This is a genomic window from Mesorhizobium sp. M1E.F.Ca.ET.045.02.1.1, assembly GCF_003952485.1.
In the GTDB taxonomy this organism is placed as follows: domain Bacteria; phylum Pseudomonadota; class Alphaproteobacteria; order Rhizobiales; family Rhizobiaceae; genus Mesorhizobium.
In genome coordinates this window covers 3,170,899-3,194,128 of the sequence record NZ_CP034447.1, presented here as the reverse complement: position 1 = coordinate 3,194,128, position 23,230 = coordinate 3,170,899, and the positions used below count along the sequence as shown (strand labels likewise).

At 64.2% G+C, this 23,230-nt stretch carries 16 protein-coding genes; 10 read left to right on the top strand and 6 right to left on the bottom strand.

Features of this window, described 5'->3' with window-relative positions; all coding sequences use genetic code 11:
- The first annotated feature begins 132 nt into the window (after positions 1-132).
- The 4 genes from EJ070_RS15430 to EJ070_RS15415 all read left to right on the top strand — a co-directional run bounded on the left by EJ070_RS15430 (position 133) and on the right by EJ070_RS15415 (position 4,979).
- Positions 133-2,154, top strand: a complete 2,022-nt coding sequence (locus EJ070_RS15430) for a bifunctional UDP-sugar hydrolase/5'-nucleotidase (RefSeq protein ID WP_126092138.1) — start codon at positions 133-135, stop codon at positions 2,152-2,154.
- Between the two features lie 147 nt (positions 2,155-2,301).
- A complete protein-coding gene (hemH, locus tag EJ070_RS15425) occupies positions 2,302-3,366 on the top strand; it encodes a ferrochelatase (RefSeq protein WP_126092137.1) in 1,065 nt (354 codons plus the stop codon).
- A 135-nt stretch (positions 3,367-3,501) separates the two neighbouring features.
- A complete protein-coding gene (locus tag EJ070_RS15420; RefSeq protein ID WP_126092136.1) occupies positions 3,502-4,452 on the top strand; it encodes an SPFH domain-containing protein in 951 nt (316 codons plus the stop codon).
- Positions 4,453-4,481: 29 nt separating this feature from the next.
- Positions 4,482-4,979: an NfeD family protein gene (locus tag EJ070_RS15415; protein WP_126092135.1), complete on the top strand. Its 498-nt coding sequence runs from the start codon at positions 4,482-4,484 to the stop codon at positions 4,977-4,979.
- Between the two features lie 75 nt (positions 4,980-5,054).
- Here EJ070_RS15415 and EJ070_RS15410 read toward each other — a convergent pair whose 3' ends face one another.
- Positions 5,055-6,074: a KpsF/GutQ family sugar-phosphate isomerase gene (locus EJ070_RS15410; protein WP_126095767.1), complete on the bottom strand. Its 1,020-nt coding sequence runs from the start codon at positions 6,072-6,074 to the stop codon at positions 5,055-5,057.
- Between the two features lie 160 nt (positions 6,075-6,234).
- Between EJ070_RS15410 and EJ070_RS15405 the strand changes: the two genes are divergently transcribed.
- Positions 6,235-8,019, top strand: a complete 1,785-nt coding sequence (locus EJ070_RS15405) for an outer membrane beta-barrel protein (protein ID WP_126092134.1) — start codon at positions 6,235-6,237, stop codon at positions 8,017-8,019.
- 58 nt (positions 8,020-8,077) lie between these two features.
- On the opposite strand, the gene galU is transcribed toward EJ070_RS15405, so the two are convergent.
- Positions 8,078-8,983, bottom strand: coding sequence for a UTP--glucose-1-phosphate uridylyltransferase GalU (gene galU / locus EJ070_RS15400; protein WP_126092133.1), 906 nt, complete (start codon positions 8,981-8,983; stop codon positions 8,078-8,080).
- A gap of 240 nt (positions 8,984-9,223) precedes the next feature.
- Between galU and EJ070_RS15395 the strand changes: the two genes are divergently transcribed.
- Positions 9,224-10,444 carry a lytic murein transglycosylase gene (locus tag EJ070_RS15395; RefSeq protein ID WP_126092132.1) on the top strand — a complete coding sequence of 407 codons (1,221 nt, stop codon included), beginning with the start codon at positions 9,224-9,226 and terminating at the stop codon, positions 10,442-10,444.
- Between the two features lie 110 nt (positions 10,445-10,554).
- The gene (locus EJ070_RS15390) at positions 10,555-11,772 is read left to right on the top strand and encodes a DUF459 domain-containing protein (RefSeq protein ID WP_126092131.1); all 1,218 of its coding nucleotides are present in this window, start codon (positions 10,555-10,557) and stop codon (positions 11,770-11,772) included.
- On the opposite strand, the gene EJ070_RS15385 is transcribed toward EJ070_RS15390, so the two are convergent.
- Together EJ070_RS15385 and gltB are read right to left on the bottom strand one after the other, a co-directional pair.
- On the bottom strand, positions 11,769-13,223 hold the full coding sequence (locus EJ070_RS15385) for a glutamate synthase subunit beta (RefSeq protein WP_126092130.1): 1,455 nt from the start codon (positions 13,221-13,223) through the stop codon (positions 11,769-11,771). The genes EJ070_RS15390 and EJ070_RS15385 overlap by 4 nt on opposite strands.
- Before the next feature lie 154 nt (positions 13,224-13,377).
- Entirely contained in the window at positions 13,378-18,099 is a 4,722-nt protein-coding gene (gene gltB, locus EJ070_RS15380; protein WP_126092129.1) for a glutamate synthase large subunit, read from the bottom strand.
- Positions 18,100-18,594: 495 nt separating this feature from the next.
- On the opposite strand from gltB, the gene EJ070_RS15375 reads away from it, so the two are divergent.
- Positions 18,595-19,647: a low specificity L-threonine aldolase gene (locus EJ070_RS15375; protein ID WP_126092128.1), complete on the top strand. Its 1,053-nt coding sequence runs from the start codon at positions 18,595-18,597 to the stop codon at positions 19,645-19,647.
- A 76-nt stretch (positions 19,648-19,723) separates the two neighbouring features.
- Here the strand turns inward: EJ070_RS15375 and EJ070_RS15370 are convergent, their stop codons facing one another.
- On the bottom strand, positions 19,724-20,191 hold the full coding sequence (locus EJ070_RS15370) for an Hsp20 family protein (RefSeq protein ID WP_126092127.1): 468 nt from the start codon (positions 20,189-20,191) through the stop codon (positions 19,724-19,726).
- Between the two features lie 480 nt (positions 20,192-20,671).
- Between EJ070_RS15370 and EJ070_RS15365 the strand changes: the two genes are divergently transcribed.
- Positions 20,672-21,628, top strand: coding sequence for an alpha/beta hydrolase (locus tag EJ070_RS15365; protein WP_126092126.1), 957 nt, complete (start codon positions 20,672-20,674; stop codon positions 21,626-21,628).
- A gap of 184 nt (positions 21,629-21,812) precedes the next feature.
- Positions 21,813-22,271 carry a hypothetical protein gene (locus tag EJ070_RS15360; protein WP_126092125.1) on the top strand — a complete coding sequence of 153 codons (459 nt, stop codon included), beginning with the start codon at positions 21,813-21,815 and terminating at the stop codon, positions 22,269-22,271.
- 7 nt (positions 22,272-22,278) lie between these two features.
- Here EJ070_RS15360 and hisN read toward each other — a convergent pair whose 3' ends face one another.
- Complete coding sequence (gene hisN, locus EJ070_RS15355; RefSeq protein WP_126092124.1) at positions 22,279-23,052, bottom strand: histidinol-phosphatase; 774 nt, start codon at positions 23,050-23,052, stop codon at positions 22,279-22,281.
- Positions 23,053-23,230: the final 178 nt, after the last annotated feature.

Genomic DNA, 23,230 nt, shown 5'->3' with positions numbered 1-23,230 from the left:
GCCGGCAAACTTCCTCCCGATTTCCGCTTGCATCGACCAAAACGCGATGTGAACATGACCCGAAGCTGGCTGTTATGTTCCAGTCAAGCGAGGGCGTTAAGCACATCAGGTCAGCTTATCCGGGAGACGAAGATGAAGAAAATTGCCGCCATTCTAGCCCTGTCTGCCTCGACGCTTGGCCTGTCGGCCGGAACCTCTTTTGCCGACTACACGCTGAACATCCTGCATTTCAACGATTGGCATAGCCGCATCGAAGGCAATAACAAATACGAGTCGACATGTTCCGCCGAGGAGGAAACCAAGGGCGAATGCATCGGCGGCGCGGGCCGGCTGGTCACGGCGATCGCGCAGGAGCGCAAGAAGCTGGAAGGCCAGAACGTGTTGCTGCTCAACGCGGGCGACAGCTTCCAGGGATCGCTGTTCTACATCACCTACAAGGGCGCCGCCGAGGAGGAGTTTCTCAATCAGATGAAACCCGACGCGGTGACGCTCGGCAACCACGAATTCGACGACGGTGAGAGCGCGCTGGTGCCTTTTGTCGATAAGGCGAAGTTCCCGGTCGTCAGCGCCAACGTCATGCCCAACGACAAATCCGGCGCCGCGGGCAAGATCAAGCCGTCGATCGTGGTCGAAGTCGGCGGGCAGAAAATAGGCATCGTCGGCGCCGTCACCAACGACACGCCGGAACTCGCCTCGCCCGGTCCCAACATCGCCATCGCGGACGACGTCAAGTCGATCACCGCCGAGGTCGAGAAGCTGAAGGGAGAAGGCATCAACAAGATCATCGCCGTAACGCACATCGGCTACAACCGCGAGCGCGATGTCATTGCGAAAATCCCGAGTATCGACGTGGTGGTCGGCGGGCACAGCCACACGCTCCTGTCCAACACCGACCCCAAGGCGGCAGGCCCCTACCCGACGATGGTCGACAACCCCGACGGCTACAAGGTGCCGGTCGTGCAGGCGGCGTCCTATTCGAAATATCTCGGCGAGTTCAAGGTCGTGTTCGACGACAACGGCGTCGTCAAGGAAGCGAACGGCGACCCGATCTTTCTCGACAAGTCGATTACACCGGATCCCGCCGTGCTCGCCCGCATCAAGGAACTCGGCGCGCCGATCGAGGCGCTGAAGAACAAGGAGGTCGCCGAGACCACCAAGCCGATCGACGGCAGCCGCGAGAATTGCCGGGCGCGGGAATGCGAGATGGGCAACCTCGTCTCCGACGCCGTCCTCGACCGGGTGAAAGGCCAGGGCGTCGAGATCGTCATCTCGAACGGCGGCGGCCTGCGCGCCTCGATCGACCAGGGCACCGTGACCATGGGCGAGGTGCTGACGGTCCTGCCGTTCCAGAACACGCTGGCGACGTTCAAGATCTCCGGCAAGGATCTGGTCGCCGGGCTGGAAAGCGGGCTCAGCCAGATCGAGGACGGCGCGGGACGCTTCCCGCAGGTCGCCGGGCTGAAATATTCCTTCGACAAGTCGGTGGCGCCCAATGCCGGCCGCGTCAAATCCGTCGAGGTGATGGAGAACGGCGCCTGGGCGCCGATCAATCCCGACAAGCAGTATCTTGTCGCCACCAACAATTACGTGCGCCAGGGCGGCGACGGCTACAAGGTCTTCGCCGAGAAGGCCACCGACGCTTACGACTACGGCCCTGGCCTGGAGCAGGTGGTGGCCGACTATCTCGGCGCGCACCGGCCTTATACGCCGAAGCTCGACGGCCGCATCACCGAGGTCGGCGCGACGGTAGCCGCGGCTGAACCGGCAAAGCCCGCCGAGGCAGCTCCGGCCACGACGGCACAGGCCACCGAGCCTGCCAAACCGGCCGAGACTGCGCCCGCGATGCCGGCTTTGCCGTCCAATTCCGGCGACATCGCCGGCACACCGCCGACCGTTCCGGCTGAAACCGCGCCTGCGGCGCCCGCCGCCGAACCGGCGAAGCCTGCCGAGCCGGCACCGGCCGGGGCCAAGCCGGCTGAGACTGGCCCAGAGACCAGTCATGTCATCGCCGCCGGTGACACTTATTGGGACCTGGCCAAGAAGAACTATGGCGACGGCGCCAAATGGAAGCTGATCTCCGAGGCCAACAAGGACTACAGGCCGCGCCGGCTGCCGCTCGGCGCGACGCTCACCATTCCACCGGCCGCGAAGTAATCTCTCGCCGGAAAATTCAGGGGCACCCGTCCGGCAACCGGGCGGGTGTTCCGTTTTCATGCGGGAGCGGGATAAGGTGCGGCCAGACGCTACATTGAAAAGCAGCAGGGCGTCGCTAGTTTCACGGCGCCCGTCCGGAGACCGTTGATGACGCTTGCCAACCCTGCCGATGCGAAAGCCGCCGAGACCGCCGGTCCGGCGCTGGCAGGCGCCGCACCGATAAAGGCCGGCAAGATCGGCATCATGCTGATCAATCTCGGCACGCCCGACGGCACCGATTTCAAGCCGATGTGGCGCTATCTCAGGGAATTCCTTTCCGATCCGCGGGTCATCGAGCTCAACAAGGCGATCTGGTATCCGATCCTTTACGGGCTGGTTCTCACGACGCGGCCCAAAAAGTCCGGCGCCAACTACGCCAGGATCTGGAACCGGGAGAGGAACGAGTCGCCGCTGCGCACCTTCACCCGCTCTCAGGCCGGGAAGCTGGCCGGTGCCCTCGCTGACTTGCCGAATGTCGTGGTCGACTGGGCGATGCGCTACGGCAATCCCTCGACGGAGAGCGTCGCCCTCCGACTGGTCGAACAGGGTTGCGAGCGCATCCTTTCCTTCCCAATCTACCCGCAATATTCGGCGACGACGACGGCGACCGCCAACGACCAGCTATTCCGCGCGCTGATGAGGATCAGGCATGCGCCGGCGATCCGCAGCGTGCCGCCCTATTACGACGAGCCGGTCTATATCGAGGCGCTCGCCCGTTCGATCGAGCGAAATCTGGCGACGCTCGATTTCGTGCCGGAGGTGGTGATCGCCTCCTATCACGGCATTCCGAAGCCTTATTCCGACAAGGGCGATCCTTATGAGGCACATTGCCTCGAGACGACGCGGCTGCTGCGGGCAAGGCTCGGCTGGGATGACAAAAAGCTCATCATCACCTTCCAGTCGCGCTTCGGCGCGCAGGAATGGCTGCAGCCCTATACCGACGTCACCGTCGAGAAGCTGGCGAAGGAGGGCGTGAAGTCGATCGCCATCGTCAATCCGGGTTTCTCCGTCGACTGCATCGAAACGCTGGACGAGATCGGCCGTGAAGCGGCCGAGACGTTCCATCACGCCGGCGGCAGGAACTTCGCCCATATTCCTTGCCTCAACGACAGCGCCGAGGGCATGGCGGTGATCGAGGCGCTGGTGCGGCGCGAGTTGTCCGGCTGGGTGTGACGGGCTTCATCGACAGACCCTGAAACCGGTGCGCAAAAGCGTCCGCTAACCAATATTAGCGATCACATGATTGTAACGCTGCGGAAACACACTTAAGTGATTCCGTGAGGTCGCCGCCTTTGAGGGAGAAACGAAATGGGCTTCAGCGGTTTCGATATTGCCATCATTGTTCTTGTCTTTCTCGTCGTCATCCTTCTTTTCAAAGGCATCAAGACGGTGCCGCAAGGTTACAATTACACGGTGGAGCGCTTCGGGCGGTACACCAAGACGCTGACGCCTGGCCTCAACATCATCAACCCGATCTTCGAGCGTATCGGCGCCAAGATGAATATGATGGAGCAGGTGCTGGATGTTCCGAGCCAGGAAATCATCACCCGCGACAACGCCATCGTCGGCGTCGACGGGATCGCCTTCTTCCAGATTCTCAATGCGGCGCAGGCCGCTTACCAGGTCTCCGGTCTGCAGAACGCCATCCTCAACCTCACCATGACCAACATCCGCACCGTCATGGGCTCGATGGATCTCGACGAACTGCTCTCCAACCGCGACGCCATCAACGAGCGCCTGCTGCGTGTCGTCGACGAGGCGGCGCATCCCTGGGGCATCAAGATCACCCGCGTCGAGATCAAGGATATCAACCCGCCGGCCAATCTGGTGGAATCGATGGGCCGCCAGATGATGGCCGAACGCGACAAGCGCGCTCAGATCCTCGCCGCCGAAGGCCTGAAGCAGTCGCAGATTCTCGAGGCCGAGGGCCGCCGGGAGGCCGCCTTCCGCGACGCCGAGGCGCGCGAGCGCTCGGCGGAAGCCGAGGCCAAGGCGACGCAGGTGGTGTCGGAAGCCATCGCCAAGGGCGACGTGCAGGCGATCAACTATTTCGTCGCGCAGAAATACACCGAGGCGCTGGCCAAGATCGGCTCGTCCAGCAACAACAAGATCGTGCTGATGCCGTTCGAAGCCTCGTCGCTGATCGGTTCGCTGGGCGGTATCGGCGAGATCGCCCGCGAAGTCTTCAAGGGCGACGGCCCTTCCGGCACGCCGCGGCAGGGCTCGCGGCCGCCGGTGGTGCGGCGGAGCGACAACTGATCTATGCCGTCTGGGTGGGAGAAACGTCAATGATCGACCGCATCGTTTCGGAACTCGGGCCATGGAACTGGATGGTTCTCGGCTTCGTGCTTCTGGTGATGGAAATCGTGGCGCCCGGCGTGTTCATGCTGTGGATCGGCATCGCGGCCCTTATCATCGGCGCGATCTCGCTGCTCATCGGCTATGCCGCCATCTTGCCTTGGCAGGCCGAGTTGAATGGCGCCATCTGGACCTGGCAGGTCCAGGTTATCGCCTTCCTTGTCCTGTCCGTGATCTCGGCCTTCGTCGGCAAGAGGCTGACGGCCGCGCGTGCCGGCGAGATCGACCAGCCGCTGCTCAACCGCCGCGGCGCGCAGATGGTCGGCCGCACGGCGACGCTCTCCGAGCCGATCCAGAACGGCCGCGGCCGCATCAGGTTGGGGGATACGCTGTGGCGTGTCTCCGGCCCGGATCTTCCTGCGGGCGCGCAAGTGCGTGTCACGGGTGCCGCCGATACCGATCTGGAGCTGACAGTCGAAGCCGTCTGACCAAGCCAACTTCCAGGATGCGTCGAGATTTCAGGCCAGGCCCAACAGGCCGGCCTCACCGGACATCAACGCATCCTATGCCGCGCCAATGCGAAGCAGATCGTGCAGATGGACAAGGCCAACCGGGCGGCCGCCCTCGACCACCATCAGGCTGGTGATGGCGGACGTGTTGATCGTCTGCAACGCCGTCGCCACCAGCGTGTCGGGAGCCGCCGTCTTCGGCTTCTTCGTCATCACCTGATCGACACTCATTGACAGAAGATCATTGGCGATGTGGCGGCGGATGTCGCCGTCGGTGATGATGCCGATCAGCGCGCCGTCGCCGCCGGTGATCGCAACACAGCCGAAGCCCTTGCGCGACAGTTCGACGATCGCTTCGCGCATCCCGGTGCCCGACGGCACCAGCGGCAGCCGCTCGCCGACATGCATGATCTCGCGCAACTGCGTCAGGTTGGCGCCAAGCTGGCCGCCGGGATGGAAGGTGCGGAAGTGATCCGGCGTGAAGCCGCGCGCCTCGAGCAGCGCGATCGCCAGCGCATCACCCATGACCAGTTGCAGCAGCGCCGATGTCGTCGGCGCCAGCCCGTGCGGGCAGGCCTCCGGCACCGCCGGCAGGAGAAGCACCACGTCGGCGGCGCGCGCCAGCGCAGAAGTCTCGCCCGAGGTGATGGCGATGAGCGGGATCGAGAAGCGCCTGGAATAGGCGACGATGCCCATCAGCTCCTTGCTTTCGCCCGACCAGGACATGGCGATGATGGCGTCGTCCCTGGCGATCATGCCGAGATCGCCGTGATTGGCCTCGGCCGGGTGGACGAAGAAGGCGGGCGTGCCGGTCGAAGCGAGCGTCGCCGCGATCTTGGAGCCGATATGGCCGCTTTTGCCGACGCCGGTGACGATCACGCGGCCCTCGATCCGCGAGATGACCTCCACCGCGGCTGCGAATGGTTCGGACAAACCGTTATCGAGAGCGGTGGCAAGTGTCGCCACGCCGGCCTGTTCCGTCGCCACCGTTCTCAGCGCCGATTCGATCGCAGCCTGCCTGTCCGGCTGCTTTCTTTCTTCCGGCTGGTTACTTTCTTGGGACCCCGCATGCATGGCAGATGCCATTAGCGCCATGTCGCCCGCCTGTCCAACGGAATTGCCGTTTCACGCTTCCCGGGGGTTGCGAAAACGGCCCGCCTCAACCGTCCGTTAACCATCCGCCTTTACGGTTCGGTAAGTATGGCGCGACTGCGCCGCGCAAGCAGTGGTGACGATGTCCGGGGCCCAGCCTGAAACGAAAAGCGGTCGAAAGGGCATAGCCGTCAGCACACTGCTGGTGGCGGCGAGCGTTCTTGCCTTGCTGCGCCCGGCGCCGGTCCTCGCGCAGGAAACCGAGCTGCGCGGCGAGGTCTCCGAATCGGCAATTCTGACCGACCAGCAGCGCAAGGCCAGGCAATTGCGCGCGCAAGGATCGCAGGATCAGGCAGCTCCGGCGGCTGACAACCAGACACAAGCAAACCCCTACCAGCCGGAGAGCCCGGGGGCCGTTCCGGACGACGACCAGACAGCGGGCGCGACCGCGAGCATCTTCGACCAGCCGCAAGCAACCGACGACCCGTTCGCCGACGATCAGACCACGGCCCAGCCGCGCCGGCCTTCGACCGCCAGGCAGCGCGCAGCCGATGCCGACACAAAAAACGGTGCCAAGGCGACCGACAAGAAAAAGGCCAAGAAGAAGCCCGGGGAGACCACCGGCAGCACGGCCAAGACCGCCGCCGTCGGCGACAAGGCCGATACGGCGGCCATCGATGAAGAAAGCGCCAACCGCCGCGCCGTCACGATTGACAGCGTCGATCGGCAAAAGCTCGATCCCGGGGCCGAGCGCACCGGGTCGATCGAGGGCCAGAAGGTCAAGCCAGAGGACGATCCCTTCGCCGCGCCCGGCATCAAGGTCGGCACCTTTGTCTTCCGGCCAACGCTCGAGCAGGGCTTCACCGCGACGTCGAACGCCGATGCCAGCAGCGGCGGCAGCTCGGCGGTGCTGTCCGAAACGGCGCTGCGTTTTTCCGCCACCTCGGACTGGCGCGAAAATTCGGCCGTCATCGACGGCTACGGCATCTTCCGCAACACGCTTTCGGGCCAGAAGATCAACGATGCGCGGGGCCGCATCGAGGGCCAGCTCAATGTCGACCTCGATCATGATCTGCGCGCCATCGCCAAGCTCGGCTACGAGGCCGTGCCGGAATCGGCGTCCTCGCCGGATGCGATCGCCGGCGTCACCTCGCAACCGTTGCGGCAGACGGTGGACGGCAGCCTCGGCGTCGAGAAAGATGTCGGCAAGATGCGCTACACGCTGACCGGCGCGGTCACGCACGACTTCTACGGCGACGCCAAGCTCTCGGACGGCACCGTCTTGTCGCAGAAGGATCGCGACTCCACGCTCTACTCCGCGACCTTGCGCGCCGGCTACCAGGTCTCGCCGGCCATCACGCCCTTCGCCGAGGTGGAAGCCGGCCGGCGGGTCTACGATCTGCGCCTCGACAGCAACGGCTACGAGCGCTCCTCGACGCGGCTCGGTGCGCGCGCCGGCCTCGAGCTCGACATGGACGACAAGCTCTCCGGCGAATTCTCTGTCGGCTGGCTGCGCGAAGCGATCGATGACGACCGCCTGCCGGCCAATGCTGGGCCATACGTCAACGCCGATCTTAAATGGTCGCCCGAGCGCGGCACCATCATCGGGCTCACCGGAAGGACCACCATCGAGAGCACGACCGCGGCCGGCGAGAGCGGCGATGTCCTTTACTCGGGCCGGCTCACCGGCGAGCGGCAGATCCGCGCCAGCCTGACGGCGAATTCGGCGCTTGGCCTCGATTGGCGCGACTATACCGGCTCCGACGGCCACGATCTGATCTTGAGCGCCGAGGCCGGGCTGACCTGGTGGCTGAACCGCTATGCCGGCCTCACCACGCGGGTGAGGACGGAGAAGCTCACCAGCAACCTGACGGGACGCGACTACGTCGCCAACAGCGTCTATCTCGGCCTGAAGGTGCAACGGTAGCCGATGGCCGAGGTTTGGAACCTCGGCCAGGTCGGAATTGCCAGAATGATCGGCAGATCTAGGACGCCGCTCCGCGCCGCTCTGCCGGCCGCACTTCATCCAGCAGGGTGCGGATGACGCCGGCCATGCTCTCGTTCATGTCGTTGCGCCAGAGCGCGAAGGCGACATTGGCCTCGACGAAGCCTTCGGGCGAGCCGCAGTCGAAGGTGCGCCCCTTGTAGTGATAGCCGTAGAAGGGCTGCCGCTTTTCCAGCTTCAGCATCGCATCCGTCAGTTGGATCTCGTTGCCTGCGCCGCGCTCCTGGCTTTCGAGGAGGCCGAAAATCTCCGGCTGCAGGATGTAGCGCCCGTTGATGAAGAGATTGGAGGGCGCTGTGCCCGGCTTCGGCTTCTCCACCATCCCGGTGATGCGGAAGCCATTGTGGGTATCCTCGCCGCGGCCGACGATGCCGTATTTATGCGCCTCGGCCGGGTCGCATTCCTGCACGGCGATGATGTTGTTGCCGGTCTCGGCGTAAAGCTCGACCATGCCTTTCATGCAGCTTTTCTCCGACTGCATGATCATGTCGGGCAAAAGCAGCGCGAAAGGCTCGTCGCCCACCAGTTCTCGCGCGCACCAGACGGCATGGCCGAGCCCCATAGGCACCTGCTGGCGCGTGAAGCTGGTCTGCCCCGGCGCCGGCTGCAGCCGCTGCAGGCGGGCGAGCTGATCGTCCTTGCCGCGTTGAGCGAGCGTGTCGTAGAGCTCGAACTGAACGTCGAAATGGTCCTCGATGACCGCCTTGTTGCGCCCGGTCACGAAGATGAAATGCTCGATGCCCGCATCGCGCGCCTCGTCGACGACATATTGAATGACCGGCCGGTCGACGACGGTCAGCATCTCCTTCGGAATGGCCTTGGTGGCCGGAAGAAACCGTGTGCCCAGGCCGGCGACCGGAAAAACTGCCTTGCGAACTGGCTTCATGCTGCCTCACCCATGTTTTGGGTCAATTATCCGCTCGGCGATCCGCTCCGCAATCCCCCCGGACATTTTCACGCCGGAATCATTTTCACGCCGAAATGTTGAACTACGGAACGGCCGAGTTGAGCGTGCAGGGCTAAAAGCCGCGACCCCTCTTTTCGTTCCCGGCGGCACCTATGGTAAACTAAATACTAACCCAGTTCGGCGTTGAATGATCCTTCCTGTTTGACGAAGGAGGAAAAGATGTCCGTTCGCAACACCGCAAGGCGCCTGACGGCAATGGTGACGGCCGCCGGCCTGACCCTCGCCTTGCTGATGCCTGCCGGACCTGCTTTCGCCGATGCCGGGTTCCGCCAGTGGGTGACCGGCTTCCGTGCCACCGCCGTGCAAGGCGGCGTTTCCGGCGCTGTCTACGATCAGGCCATGAGGGGCATCGAGCCCGATCCGGTCGTGCTGGAAAAGGCCCGCACCCAGCCGGAATTCACCGCTCCCGCCTGGGATTATTTCGACAACCGCGTGCATGACCAGTCGGTAGCCAACGGTCAGGCAATGGCGCGCAAATGGAAGCCGTGGCTGGATCGCATCGAGGCGCGGTTCGGAGTCGACCGCAACATCCTTCTCGCCATTTGGTCGATGGAATCGAACTATGGCGAGACGCTCAAGCGCGATGACATCATGCGCAATGTCATCCGTTCGCTGGCAACGCTCGCCTATGGCGACCCGCAGCGGTCGAAATATGCCCGCACCCAGCTGATCGCCGCGTTGAAGATCCTGCAGACCGGCGACATCGACGAAAGCCACCTGATGGGTTCCTGGGCCGGCGCGATGGGCCAGACGCAGTTCATCCCGACCAGCTACCAGCGCTACGCGGTCGACATGGACGGCAACGGCCGGCGCGACATCTGGAACTCGATCCCCGACGCGCTGGCGACCTCAGCCAACCTCTTGAGGAAGAACGGCTGGCAGGCCGGCAAGACCTGGGGTTACGAAGTGACCCTGCCGGCCGGCAAGCTGCCCGCCGGATCGAAGACGCTGGCGCAATGGCAGGCGCTCGGCGTCGTCAGGGCCAATGGCAAGCCGTTCAGGAACCTGACCGACAAAGCGACGCTGAAAGTGCCCGACGGCAGGGGCGGCCCTGCCTTCCTGATGATCCGCAACTTCTCGGTGATCAAAGCCTACAACAACGCCGACAAATACGCTTTGGCCGTCGGCCTGCTCGCTGACGAGATCGCCGGCGGCACCGGGCTTGTGCAGGACTGGCAGCGGCCTTTCACCAAGCTCAGCTTCGAAGAGCGGCAGGAATTGCAGAAGCGGCTTTCCGAGCACGGCTATTATGACGGCAAGTTCGACGGCAAGATCGGCGATGGGTCGAAGGCCGCCATTATGGCCTACCAGGCAAAGGTCGGCTTGACCCAGGATGGCTATCCCAGCCTGGAAGTGCTGAAATGGCTCCGCAAGCAGTAGAGCCGTCCATGGCGTGAATCCTTTCAAATACGGAAAGGATGCTGTAGCGCTTTGGCTTGCGCATGACTTCCCGCGTTCGCAAGGTCATGCGCCAAGGGATGGAGATTTGATTGGTTACGGTTGCGCGCATCTGGCTGATCGTTCGCCGCCTGCCGATCCTCATTCTGGCCGTCGCAGTGCTTGCCGTCGCCGCCTCCGGCGCCTTCCATGCGCCTGCCTTCGCGCAAGAGGAGGAAAGCCGCGGCTGGTCGTTGCGCGACCTCCTGTTTCCGCGCCGCAGCGAGCGCATCGAGCCGCCGGCCGACATCCAGCAGGCAAGGCCGAAACCAAGGAAGAAACCCAAGCCGCGCCCGCCGGCCGAACCGGAAACGCCGATCGTCGAGAAGACGCCGGATGCCCGCGTCGTGCTGGTGGTCGGCGACTTCCTGGCAGGCGGGCTGGCCGAGGGCCTGGACGCCGCCTTTGCCGACAATCCGGCCGTCAGGATCGTTTCACGCAGTAACGGTTCATCCGGCTTCGTGCGTGAGGATTTCTATAACTGGCCGGTCGAGATCAAGTCGCTGATCGAGACGGAGAAGCCTTCCGTCGTGGTGGTCATGCTTGGCTCCAACGATCGCCAGCAGATGCGTGTCGGCGACGTGCGCGAGCAGCCGCGCTCCGAGAACTGGACCAAGGAATACGAACGCCGCACCGAAGCGCTGGGCAAGGCCATACAGGAGGCCAAGGTGCCTTTCCTGTGGGTCGGCATGCCGGCGTTCCGCGTGGCGAAGATGACCTCGGACATGCTGGCCTTCAACGACATCTATCATTCGGCTGCCCAGGATCATGGCGGCGAGTTCGTCGATGTCTGGGACGGTTTCGTCGACGAGAACGGCGCCTTCGTCACCTCCGGTCCCGACATCAACGGCCAGGCGGTGCGGCTGCGCTCCGACGACGGCATCAACGTGACCAAGGCCGGCAAGCGCAAGCTGGCCTTCTATACGGAAAAGCCGCTGGCCAAGATCCTTGGACTGGCGGCGCCCGGCAGCGTCACGACGGTCTCGGCGCCAGCGGGCGCGCCGGTCGAGGCGTCGAAGCCTGCAGCGGCACCTGTCATAGTCGACCGCACTGCGCCGATGCTGCTCAGCGATCCCGCGCTCGACGGTGGCACGGAACTGCTGGGCGCCGCGCCGCCCGCCAAGGCCGATCCCAACTTGCCCGGCGAGAAGCTGACCGTCGAGGGCAAGGCGCCGGTTGCCTCGCCCGGCCGCGCCGACGATTTTTCCTGGCCGTCGAAACCGGCAGCCGCAGCCGCCGCTTCTGACACGACGACGGCGATTAATCCTTAACGCGGCAGCACCGTAGATCCCATCAGCGCCTCGTCGATCGAGCGCGCCGCCTGGCGGCCCTCGCGGATCGCCCACACCACCAGCGACTGGCCGCGGCGCACGTCGCCCGCCGCGTAGAGCCTGTCGACGCTGGTCCTGTAGTCGCGGTCGTTGGCCTCGACGTTCTTCGAGCGGCGGCTGTCTGTGACGACCTTTATCTCGCCGTCGAGTTCCTTCATCACGCTGTCGCCCGCCGGGCCGGCAAAGCCGATGGCGATGAAGGCGAGATCGGCGCGGATGACGAATTCGGTGCCGGCGATCGGCTTGCGCTTCTCGTCGACCTCGCAGCAGCGGACGCCGGTCAACTGACCGTCCTCGCCGATGAATTCGAGCGTCGCCACCTGGAACTCGCGTTCCGCGCCTTCCGCCTGCGAGGAAGACGTGCGCATCTTCGTCGCCCAATAGGGCCAGACGGCGAGCTTGTCTTCCTTCTCCGGCGGCTGCGGACGGATGTCGAGCTGCGTCACGCGCACCGCGCCTTGCCGGAAGGCCGTGCCAATACAGTCGGACGCGGTGTCGCCGCCGCCGACAACCACGACATGCTGGCCGCTGGCGATGATCGGGTGCGAGGGCCAGGCCACCGACTGGATCGGCTCGCCGCCGACACGCCGGTTCTGCTGCACGAGATAGGGCATGGCGTCATAGACGCCGCTGAGATCATCGCCCGGAATGTTGGCCGGGCGCGGCGTTTCAGAGCCGCCGCAATAGAGCACGGCATCGTGCTCGGCGAGCAGTTCCGAAACCTTCTTGTCGACGCCGACATTGACGCCGCAATGGAAGCTCACGCCCTCGCCCTGCATCTGCTCGATGCGCCGGTCGATATAGTGCTTCTCGATCTTGAAGTCGGGAATGCCGTAGCGCATCAGCCCGCCTGGCCGGCTCTCGCGCTCATAGACATGGACGTCATGACCGGCGCGGCCGAGCTGCTGGGCGGCGGCCATGCCGGCCGGCCCTGAGCCGATGATGGCGACCCGCTTGCCGGTCTTCTTCTCCGGCGGATAGGGCCGGATGTGGCCGGTCTCATAGGCCTTGTCGGCGATCGCCTGTTCGACCGTCTTGATGGCGACCGGAATGTCCTCGAGGTTCAGCGTGCAGGCTTCCTCGCACGGCGCCGGGCAGATGCGGCCGGTGAACTCCGGGAAATTGTTCGTCGAGTGCAGGTTGCGGATCGCGCCGTCCCAGTCGCCATTGTAGACGAGGTCGTTCCAGTCCGGGATCTGGTTGTGGATCGGGCAGCCGGTCGGCCCGTGGCAGTACGGGATGCCGCAATCCATGCAGCGCGCGGCCTGTTTCTCGACCTCCTTGTCCGACATCGGCAGCGTGAATTCGCGGAAATGCCGGATGCGGTCGGAAGCTGGCTGGTACTTGTGCACCTGCCGGTCGATCTCAAGAAACCCTGTCACCTTGCCCATAGTCCAGTCCCTGCTGTCCGAAGGCACGCTCGAAAGCCTAGCTTGTCGGCGCACCCGTTAACCTCATAAGGCCGCCATGGCAACCTTGGTTCCGAGGTCAGGATTGTTGGTGAGGATGCCGGCCGGGAAATCCCTTCCCGGCCATGCCCGAAGCCTATTCCGCTGCCACGCTCATGCGCATGCGTTCCATCTCGATCAGCGCGCGGCGATACTCGACCGGCATGATTTTCCGGAATTTCGGCCGGAAGTTCTGCCAGTTGTCGAGGATCTCGCGGCCGCGCGCCGAGCCCGTGTAATGGACGTGGTTCGAGATCAGCTGATAGAGCCGCTCCTCATCGTGGCTGGTCATGTCGCCCGAGACGTCGACGCGTCCCTTGTGGTCGAGGTCGCCGCCGTGATGGAGCAGCTTCTCCATCAGGTCGTCCTCTTCCGGAACGGGCTCCAGCTCGACCATCGCCATGTTGCAGCGTTCGGCGAAATCGCCCTTCTCGTCGAGCACATAGGCGACGCCGCCCGACATGCCGGCGGCGAAGTTGCGCCCCGTCTTGCCGATGACGACGACGATGCCGCCGGTCATGTACTCACAGCCATGGTCGCCGACGCCTTCGACGACTGCCGCCACGCCGGAATTGCGCACCGCGAAGCGCTCGCCGGCGACACCGGCGAAATAGGCCTCGCCCTCGGTCGCGCCATAGAGCACCGTGTTGCCGACGATGATCGATTCAGCGGCTATGATCTTGGCCTCTTCCGGCGGCCGGATGACGATGCGGCCGCCAGACAGGCCCTTGCCGACATAATCGTTGCCGGCGCCGACCAGATCGAAGGAGACGCCGCGCGCCAGGAACGCGCCGAACGACTGGCCGGCCGTCCCGGTGAGCTTGACGGTGATCGTGTCCTCGCGCAGCCCCTTGTGCTTGAAGCGCCTGGCGACTTCGCCAGACAGCATCGCGCCGGCCGAGCGGTCGACATTGCGGATCGGCAGCTCGATGGTGACGGCCTGCTTGGCTTCCAGCGCCGGCTTCGCCAGCTCGATCAGCTTGCGGTCGAGCACGTCGTCGATCGGATGCTTCTGCCGCTCGGTCCAGTGCAGTGCCTCGTGCGGCGCGTCGGGCTTGAAGAACATCTTCGAGAAGTCGAGCCCGCGCGCCTTCCAGTGCTGGATGACGTCGCGCTTCTCCAGAAGGTCGGTGTCGCCGATGATCTGGTCGAGATGGGTAAAACCCATTTCGGCGAGCAGCGCGCGCACCTCCTCCGCCACGTAGAAGAAGAAGTTGATGACGTGCTCGGGCGTGCCCTTGAAGCGCTTGCGCAGCACCGGGTCCTGCGTCGCCACGCCGACCGGGCAGGTGTTCAAGTGGCACTTGCGCATCATGATGCAGCCGGCCGCGATCAGCGGCGCGGTCGAGAAGCCGAACTCGTCGGCGCCGAGCAGCGCGCCGATGATGACGTCGCGGCCGGTACGCAGGCCGCCATCGACCTGCAGCGCGACGCGTGAGCGCAGGCCGTTGAGCACCAGCGTCTGGTGCGTTTCGGCAAGCCCCATCTCCCACGGGCTGCCGGCATGCTTGAGCGAGGTCAGCGGCGAGGCGCCGGTGCCGCCGTCATAGCCGGAGATGGTGATGTGGTCGGCGCGCGCCTTGGCGACGCCCGCCGCGACCGTGCCGACGCCGACCTCTGACACCAGCTTGACCGACACGTCGGCCGCCGGGTTGACGTTCTTCAGATCGTAGATCAGTTGCGCCAGATCCTCGATCGAATAGATGTCGTGATGCGGCGGCGGCGAGATCAGGCCGACGCCTGGCGTCGAATGCCTGACCTTGGCGATGGTCGCGTCGACCTTGTGTCCGGGCAGTTGGCCGCCCTCGCCGGGCTTGGCGCCCTGCGCCACCTTGATCTGCATGACGTCGGAATTGACCAGATACTCCGCCGTCACGCCGAACCGTCCGGACGCGACCTGCTTGATTGCCGAGCGTTCCGGGTTCTTGCCGCCGCCCGGCAGCGGCAGATAGCGGTCGGCCTCTTCGCCGCCCTCGCCGGTGTTCGACTTGCCGCCGATGGTGTTCATTGCGCGCGCCAGCGTGGTGTGCGCCTCCCTGGAGATCGAGCCGAACGACATCGCCCCGGTCGAGAAGCGCTTGACGATCTCGGCCGCCGGCATGACCTCGTCGATCGCGACCTTCCTGCGGCCGGTCTCTTCCGCCAGCTTGATCTTGAACAGGCCGCGGATGGTCTGCGCCCGCGCGCTCGCGCTGTCGATCTGCGTGGAATACTCCTTGAACGTATCCCAGGAGCCCTGGCGCACGGCATGCTGCAAGGTGGCAACCGCGTCCGGCGACCACATATGCGCCTCGCCGCGCATGCGGAACATATATTCGCCGCCGACCTCCAGGCTGTTGCGCAGCACCGGGTCGTTGCCGAAGGCGTCGGTGTGGCGGCTGAGCGTCTCGGTCGCGATCTCCTCCAGCCCGACGCCTTCGATCAGCGTCGCGGTGCCGGTGAAGTACTTTTCGACGAAATCCGACCTGAGCCCGATGGCGTCGAAGATCTGCGCGCCGCAATAGGACTGATAGGTCGAGATGCCCATCTTGGACATCACCTTGAGGATGCCCTTGCCGATCGACTTGATGTAGCGCGAGACGACCTCGTATGCGTCGACCTCTTCCGGCAGTTCGCCGCGCTGGTGCATGTCGAGCAGCGTGTCGAAGGCGAGATAGGGGTTGATCGCCTCCGCGCCGTACCCGGCGAGGCAGCAGAAATGATGCACCTCGCGCGGCTCGCCGGATTCCACGACCAGCCCGACCGCGGTGCGCAGCCCCTTGCGGATCAGGTGGTGGTGCACCGCCGCGGTGGCCAGAAGCACCGGAATGGCGATGCGGTCCGGCCCGACCTGACGGTCGGACAGGATGATGATGTTGTAGCCGCCGGCAACCGCCGCCTCGGCCCGCTCGCAGAGCCGGTCGATGGCGCCCTGCATGCCCGCCGCGCCCTCGTTCGAGCCATAGGTGATGTCGATCGTCTTGGTGTCGAAGCGGTCCTCGGTATGGCCGATCGAGCGTATCTTCTCCAGATCGCCATTGGTCAGGATCGGCTGGCGCACCTCGAGCCGCTTGCGGCGCGACGTGCCGACCAGGTCGAAGATGTTCGGCCGCGGACCGATGAAGGACACCAGGCTCATCACCAATTCCTCGCGAATCGGGTCGATCGGCGGATTGGTGACCTGGGCGAAGTTCTGCTTGAAGTAGGTGTAGAGCAGCTTCGACTTGTCCGACATCGCCGAGATCGGCGTGTCGGTGCCCATCGAGCCGACCGCTTCCTGACCGGTGGTGGCCATCGGCGCCATCAACAGCTTGGTGTCTTCCTGCGTATAGCCGAAGCTTTGCTGGCGATCGAGCAGACTGACGTCCTTGCGCAGCGCGCGCGGCTCGACCGGCTTCAGGTCTTCGAGGATGAGCTGCGTGTTTGCGAGCCACGTCTTGTAGGGATGCTTGCTCGCGATCTCCGACTTGATTTCCTCGTCGGAGATGATGCGGCCCTTGGCGAGATCGATCAAAAGCATGCGGCCGGGCTGCAGCCGCCACTTCTGCACGATCTTCTCTTCCGGCACCGGCAGCACGCCGGCTTCCGAGGCCATGATGACGCGGTCATCGTCGGTGACGATGTAGCGCGCCGGGCGCAGGCCGTTGCGGTCGAGCGTGGCGCCGATCTGGCGTCCGTCGGTGAAGACCACCGCCGCCGGCCCGTCCCACGGCTCCATCAGCGCGGCATGGTACTCGTAGAACGCCTTGCGGTCCTGATCCATGAGCTTGTTGCCGGCCCAGGCTTCCGGGATCAGCATCATCATGGCGTGGCTCAAGCTGTAACCGCCCTGGAACAGGAATTCGAGCGCGTTGTCGAAGCACGCCGTGTCCGACTGGCCGTCATAGGAGATCGGCCAGAGCTTCGAGATGTTGTTGCCGAACAGCTCGGAGTCGACCGAGGCCTGGCGCGCCGCCATCCAGTTGTTGTTGCCGCGCACCGTGTTGATCTCGCCGTTATGCGCGACCATGCGGTAGGGATGCGCCAACTTCCATGACGGGAAGGTGTTGGTCGAAAAGCGCTGGTGGACGAGGATCAGCGCGGTCTGGAAGCGCGGATCGGTGAGGTCCTTGTAGTAGGCGCCGACCTGGTAGGCGAGGAACATGCCCTTGTAGACGATGGTGCGCGCCGACAGCGACACGCAATAGGCGCCGATGTCCTTGTTGTCGTTCTCGGCGTAGATGCGGCCGGAGATCACCTTGCGCAGCAGATAGAGCCTGGCCTCGTATTCCTCGTCATCCGGAATATCGGCCGTACGGCCGATGAAAACCTGCCGATGGAACGGCTCGGACGCCACGATGTCCGGCGCCTTCGACAGCGACGAATTGTCGACCGGCACGTCGCGGAAGCCGATGAGCGGCAAGCCCTCGGAATGGGCCGATTCGGCGATGATGTCCTCGATATGGGCGCGAAGCTCAGCATTCTGCGGCATGAACCAGTGGCCGACGCCGTACTGGCCGGCCGGCGGCAGTTCGATGCCCTGTGCAGCCATCTCCTCGCGGTAGAACTGGTCCGGAATCTGCACCAGCACGCCGGCGCCGTCGCCGACCAGCGGATCGGCGCCGACGGCGCCGCGGTGGGTGAGATTCTCAAGCATCGCCAGGCCGTCCTCGACGACCTGATGCGACTTCACGCCCTTCATGTTGACGATGAAGCCCACGCCGCAAGCGTCGTGCTCGTTGCGCGGATCGTAGAGACCCTGCGCGGTCAAGCCGTTGGTGGCGCGAGTCGGATTTTTGACGGCTGCCGCTTTCGTCTGCGCGGCCTGGCCGTTGATCGCAGATGGCGTCAGTTCCGTCATCGTCCTGTCCTCCGTTCCGCACCCCTGTCGCTGGTTTGCCTCGGGGCGCTGGTTTGCCTTGGGAAGCACAACGCTTCCCTTGATCTTTGCTGCACGTCTCGCGAAATTCTTGCCGAACCATGCGGCTATACGCCCCGGTTCGCATCCCGGTATCGTACAGGCCAGAGCGGAGCCGTCTACCCGCCGCTCGCAACAATGGCCGGAATGGCATGAATGATACGCCAGTCCAGCCTGTTTTGTGCGACAAAATAAGACAGCACTACTGTCCTAAATTTTTTATGGCAGAAATCGGGACCCTGCACAAGACCGATTCACAAAAAACTTGGGCGTGCCGCGACACAAAATTTCGCGACAAGGTCAAGAACCGCAACCTTTGATCGCAGTCATATGGGACGCCGGCTGGCTTCACCGCTTTGCCAAGGACTGGCCCTTGCGCTTCCGGCGCCAAAGCAGTCAAGTCGCGCCCGTTTTGCCAATCACCATACGGACCTCTCGATGTTCTTTGCATCCGACAACTGGGCGGGCGTCCATCCCGACATTTCGGCCAACCTTTCACGGCACGCTGCCGGCATTGCGACAGCCTATGGCGACGGCGATCTCGATCGCGCGGTCTACCGCCGCTTCAGCGATATCTTCGAACGGGACGTTCAGGTGTTCTTCGTAGCGACCGGCACGGCAGCCAACGCGCTTTCGATGGCGGCGTTGAACCGTATCAGCGGCATCGCGCTTTGCCACTCCGAAGCGCATATGAATGTCGATGAATTCGGCGCGATGGGTTTCTACACCGGCGGCGCGCGCATGGCGCCGGTTCCGGGGCCGTTGGGGCGCATGAACCCCCAGGCTCTGGACAAGGCCATAAAACGCTATTCGCAGGATCTCGCTCCCGCCGGCCAGCCGATGTCTGTGACGATCACCCAGGCGACCGAAGTGGGCACGGTCTACACCGTCGACGACGTCAAGGCGATCGCCGAGGTCAGCCGCCACCATAAACTGCCGCTGCACATGGACGGAGCGCGCTTCGCCAACGCGATTGCCGCGACCGACGTCACGCCGGCGCAGATGACCTGGAAGAGCGGCGTCGACCTCATCTCCTTCGGCGGCACCAAGAACGGCTGCTGGATGGCCGATGCGGTGGTGATCTTCAACCCGGAAGTCGGCCGCGATCTGCGCCTTCTTCGCCAGCGCGCCGGGCAGACCTTTTCCAAGGCGCGCTTCATCTCGGCTCAGTTCGAAGCCTATTTCACCGACGATTTGTGGCTGAGGATGGCGCGCCATGCCAATGCGATGGCCGCTCACTTGGCAGAAACGATCGAGGATGCGCCAACAGGCAGGCTCGCCTGGCTGCCGCAAGCCAACGAAGTGTTCGCGATCCTCGACCGCGCGGTTGCCGAGAAGCTGCAGGCCGCCGGCGCCAAGTTCTATGAATGGGGCGTGCCGCAGGGGTTTGACGGCCATCTCGGCGACAACGAAGCGATCTATCGCTTCGTCGCGAGCTTCGCGACCACGGCGGAAGAGATCGACCGGCTGGGTCACTTGCTGGTTGAATAGCCGACAAAAAAGCGGCGCCCTTCGGCGCCGCTTCCGTCTCGGGAGGGAGACGTATCTTACGGATGGAGCGCGCGCCTTACGCGGCGGCCTTGGCCTCGATCTGCTTGGCCTTGTCCGAAGACGAGGAGATCGCGATCTTGCGCGGCTTGAGCTCCTCGGGGATGTTGCGCTTGAGGTCGACGAAGAGCAGGCCGTTCTTCAGCGTGGCGCCCTCGACCTCGACGTGGTCGGCGAGCTGGAAGCGGCGCTCGAAGGCCCGCGAGGCAATGCCGCGATAGAGCAGCTCGGAACCCTCGCCATTGCCCTCTTCCTTGCGCTCGCCCTTGACGGTCAGCACGTTGCGGTGCGCCTCGATCGAAATCTCGTCTTCCGAGAAGCCGGCAACCGCCATCGAGATGCGGTAAGCGTTCTCGCCGGTGCGCTCGATGTTATAGGGCGGATAGGTCTGCGCGCTCTCGGGCTGGCCGAGCGAGTCGAGCATGGTGAACAGCCGGTCGAAGCCGACGGTCGAACGATAAAGCGGGGAAAAATCAACGTGACGCATGATGTGTTCTCCTGTTGAGCAACATGGTTTGCGTATGGCCCGGTGCGAAACCCTCGAAAGGCGGTCCGGGTGAGCCAGCGACCCCGACATTGGCGGCCGCAACCTCAATTTGGGAACCGCAAAAGGCCATTTCAAGAACTTCGCGCGATCAAGTTTCCGTTCGATTTTTCCGCCCGATGAACGCCAGATGAACCGCAGCTTCGGCATCCGTTCAGCCACGCGACGCTAAGCTTTGGCCAAGATGACGGACAAGCGGCCCCTCCCCGAGAGCGCGCCGCGACGAGGCCGAACCGGGTGCAACGTCCCTTCCTCCCGGATCGACAGAGGCCGGAAGTGCGCCGCAGGCACTTCCGGCCTTCCCGTTTCGGTTCACGGCAGGTAGCGCAGATCCCCGCAACGCCTTTGCTTTTGGCCCATGGCCGTCTATCACCATGGCAACGCCTGGCCCGTTCGGGCAAAGAACAATCAACGTAGCGCCGAATGACGGACCTTTTCCACCAGACCGAGGGCAATCCGCAGCCCGAAAATGCCGGCGGCGGCTTTTTCACCACCCGCGACGGCAAGAAGATCCGCTATGGCGTCTTCGGCGCGGTCGCCCGCCCGCTGCAGGGCACGGTGGTGCTGCTTACCGGCCGCAACGAGTGCATCGAAAAATATTTCGAGACCATCCGCAACCTCGCCGACCGCGGCTTCGGCGTCGCCGTCCTTGACTGGCGCGGCCAGGGCGATTCCAGCCGCCTGCTGCGCGACCGGCAGCGTGGCTATGTCCGCAGCTTCCGCGACTACACAAGCGATCTCGAGCAATTTTTCGAGGAAATCGTGCTGCCGGATTGCCGCGGTCCCTACTACATCCTGGCCCACTCGACCGGGGCGGTGATTGCACTGCTTGCTTCGCCCTCAATGGTCAACCGGGTACGGCGCATGGTGCTGATCGCACCCTTCCTGGCTGTACCCGACTCGCCGGTTTCGATCTCCACGGTCCGACGCGTCTGCGCTGTGTTTTGCGCGCTGGGCCTCGGCAGGCTTTATGCCGCCTGGGGACCGCGCCCGAAATTGCCGACGCCCTTCGAAACCAACAAGGTGACCTCGGACCCCGAGCGCTATCGGCGCAACACCGACATCTACAAGGCTTGGCCCCAGCTCGCGCTCGGCGGGCCGACCATCCGCTGGCTGAAGGCCGCCGCCGAGGCCTCCGAGGCGGTCAGCGATCCGGATTTCATGGCCAGGATCCAGGTGCCGATGCTGATCGTCGCCGCCGGCGCCGACCAGGTCGTCTCGACCAAGGCTGTGGAAGCCTATGCCAGGCGGTTGCGCGTCGGGTCGCTGTTGATGATCGACGGCGCGCATCACGAGATCCTGCAGGAAAAGGATCTTTTCCGCGAGCAGTTGCTTGCGGCCTTCGACGCTTTCGTTCCGGGAACCGGCGACGCTGTTTGACCGCTTTGCCGGCACGCTGGTAATGAGCGCCGGCCCCCGACTGGCGCGAACGTCACGATCCGGCTGGCCCGGCTCCCCCCACCATGTCCGGGCGCAGTTCGACCCCTTATTCCCGTTCAGGCGTCGAACGCTAATTGCTGCCCTAAGAGCTCACAGGGCCAGTCAGAGATCGGGAGAAACGGCCATGAACGCATCGAACACGCTGTCGCGTCAGGGGCATCACCTGCTGCAGATCGGTGTCGCCCTGCTGCTGTTTTCGTCATTCGAAGGCTTCGCAATACCGTATCTCGCCGCACCGCGGCTCGGACTGTCCGCGCACACGCTAAGCGGCCTGCAGGGCGTTCTCCTTTTGGCGCTGGGGCTGGCATGGCCAAGGCTCAATCTCGGCGCGGCGATGTCGCGGGTTGCGTTCTGGCTGCTGATCTATTCGGCCTTGGCGATCCTGGCGGCCTACATAATCGCCAGCGCCTGGGGAGCCGGCAACGAGACAATGCCGTTGGCGGCCGGAACTTTCCACGGGAGCGCCCTTCAGGAAGCCGTGATCAAGATCGTGGCGTATTCGTCCGCGCCGACCGGCCTGATCTCTTTCGCTCTCATCCTGTGGGGCCTGCGTCTCACAGGCGCCCAGGCCGCCGACGGCTGAGAGCAGCTCAGCCGCGCAGCGCCGCCATCGCTGCCGCGTGCAGTTCGGGCGTCGCTGCCGCCAGTATGTCGCCGCCCTTCTCCGCCGGTCCGCCCTCGAAGGTGGTGACGACGCCGCCTGCCTTCTCGATGATCGGAATCAACGCCACGATGTCATAAGGCTTCAGGCCTGGATCGGCGACGATGTCGACGTTTCCCGCGGCCACCATGGCAAAGGCATAGCAGTCGGTGCCGTAGCGGGCCAGTTGCACCTGCTTCTCGAACCGATCGTAGCGATTGCGCGCCTCGCCCTTGTAGAGTGCCGGCGTGGTGGTGAACAGCGTCGCCTTGGCGAGCTCCGTCGTCTTGCGGGTCGCAAGCTTGCGCGGGCCGCCCGGACCTTCGTAATGCGAGCCGGACGCGTTGGCATAGAACAGCTCACCGGTGAAGGGTTGCGACATGAGGCCCGCGACGGCGTTGCCGTCGACGGTCAGCCCGACCAGCGTTCCCCACACCGGCAGCCCGGAGATGAAGGCGCGTGTGCCGTCGATCGGGTCGATGACCCAGACATGCCGGCTCGACATATTCTCGCTGCCATGCTCCTCGCCGAGAATGCCGTGATCGGGGTATTCCGCCGATATCAGCGCCCTGATCGCCCGCTCGGCCTCGCGGTCGGCCTCCGTCACCGGGTCGAAGCTTTCCGCCTGCTTGTTGGCCACCGCGCCCTGGCTGCGGAAGCGCGGCAGGGTCTCGGCGGCGGCCGCACGTGCGATGCGCCGCATGAAATCGATGCTGATATCCAACTCACTCTCCCCATGACGGCAGCTGTCGGCAGCCGCTGTTTTCTGCTCGGACCAGAGACGCAAAGCCGGTCAGGCGTCGCGCATTTGTTGCCCGAATGTCACACCTTGGCCGTCGAAATGGAATTTGCACATCATATTGAATTAAAAAAGCCCGAAGTCGATTGACATTTGTGCATCG

Bases quoted from the DNA above. Each gene is read 5' to 3' on its own strand.
- EJ070_RS15430 (WP_126092138.1), top strand. From the start codon at position 133: ATGAAGAAAATTGCCGCCATTCTAGCCCTGTCTGCCTCGACGCTTGGC.
- EJ070_RS15405 (WP_126092134.1), top strand. From the start codon at position 6,235: ATGTCCGGGGCCCAGCCTGAAACGAAAAGCGGTCGAAAGGGCATAGCC.
- gltB (WP_126092129.1), bottom strand. From the start codon at position 18,099: ATGACGGAACTGACGCCATCTGCGATCAACGGCCAGGCCGCGCAGACG.
- EJ070_RS15410 (WP_126095767.1), bottom strand. From the start codon at position 6,074: ATGCATGCGGGGTCCCAAGAAAGTAACCAGCCGGAAGAAAGAAAGCAG.
- EJ070_RS15420 (WP_126092136.1), top strand. From the start codon at position 3,502: ATGGGCTTCAGCGGTTTCGATATTGCCATCATTGTTCTTGTCTTTCTC.
- EJ070_RS15415 (WP_126092135.1), top strand. From the start codon at position 4,482: ATGATCGACCGCATCGTTTCGGAACTCGGGCCATGGAACTGGATGGTT.
- hemH (WP_126092137.1), top strand. From the start codon at position 2,302: ATGACGCTTGCCAACCCTGCCGATGCGAAAGCCGCCGAGACCGCCGGT.
- EJ070_RS15385 (WP_126092130.1), bottom strand. From the start codon at position 13,223: ATGGGCAAGGTGACAGGGTTTCTTGAGATCGACCGGCAGGTGCACAAG.
- EJ070_RS15370 (WP_126092127.1), bottom strand. From the start codon at position 20,191: ATGCGTCACGTTGATTTTTCCCCGCTTTATCGTTCGACCGTCGGCTTC.
- EJ070_RS15360 (WP_126092125.1), top strand. From the start codon at position 21,813: ATGAACGCATCGAACACGCTGTCGCGTCAGGGGCATCACCTGCTGCAG.
- EJ070_RS15375 (WP_126092128.1), top strand. From the start codon at position 18,595: ATGTTCTTTGCATCCGACAACTGGGCGGGCGTCCATCCCGACATTTCG.
- EJ070_RS15395 (WP_126092132.1), top strand. From the start codon at position 9,224: ATGTCCGTTCGCAACACCGCAAGGCGCCTGACGGCAATGGTGACGGCC.
- EJ070_RS15365 (WP_126092126.1), top strand. From the start codon at position 20,672: ATGACGGACCTTTTCCACCAGACCGAGGGCAATCCGCAGCCCGAAAAT.
- galU (WP_126092133.1), bottom strand. From the start codon at position 8,983: ATGAAGCCAGTTCGCAAGGCAGTTTTTCCGGTCGCCGGCCTGGGCACA.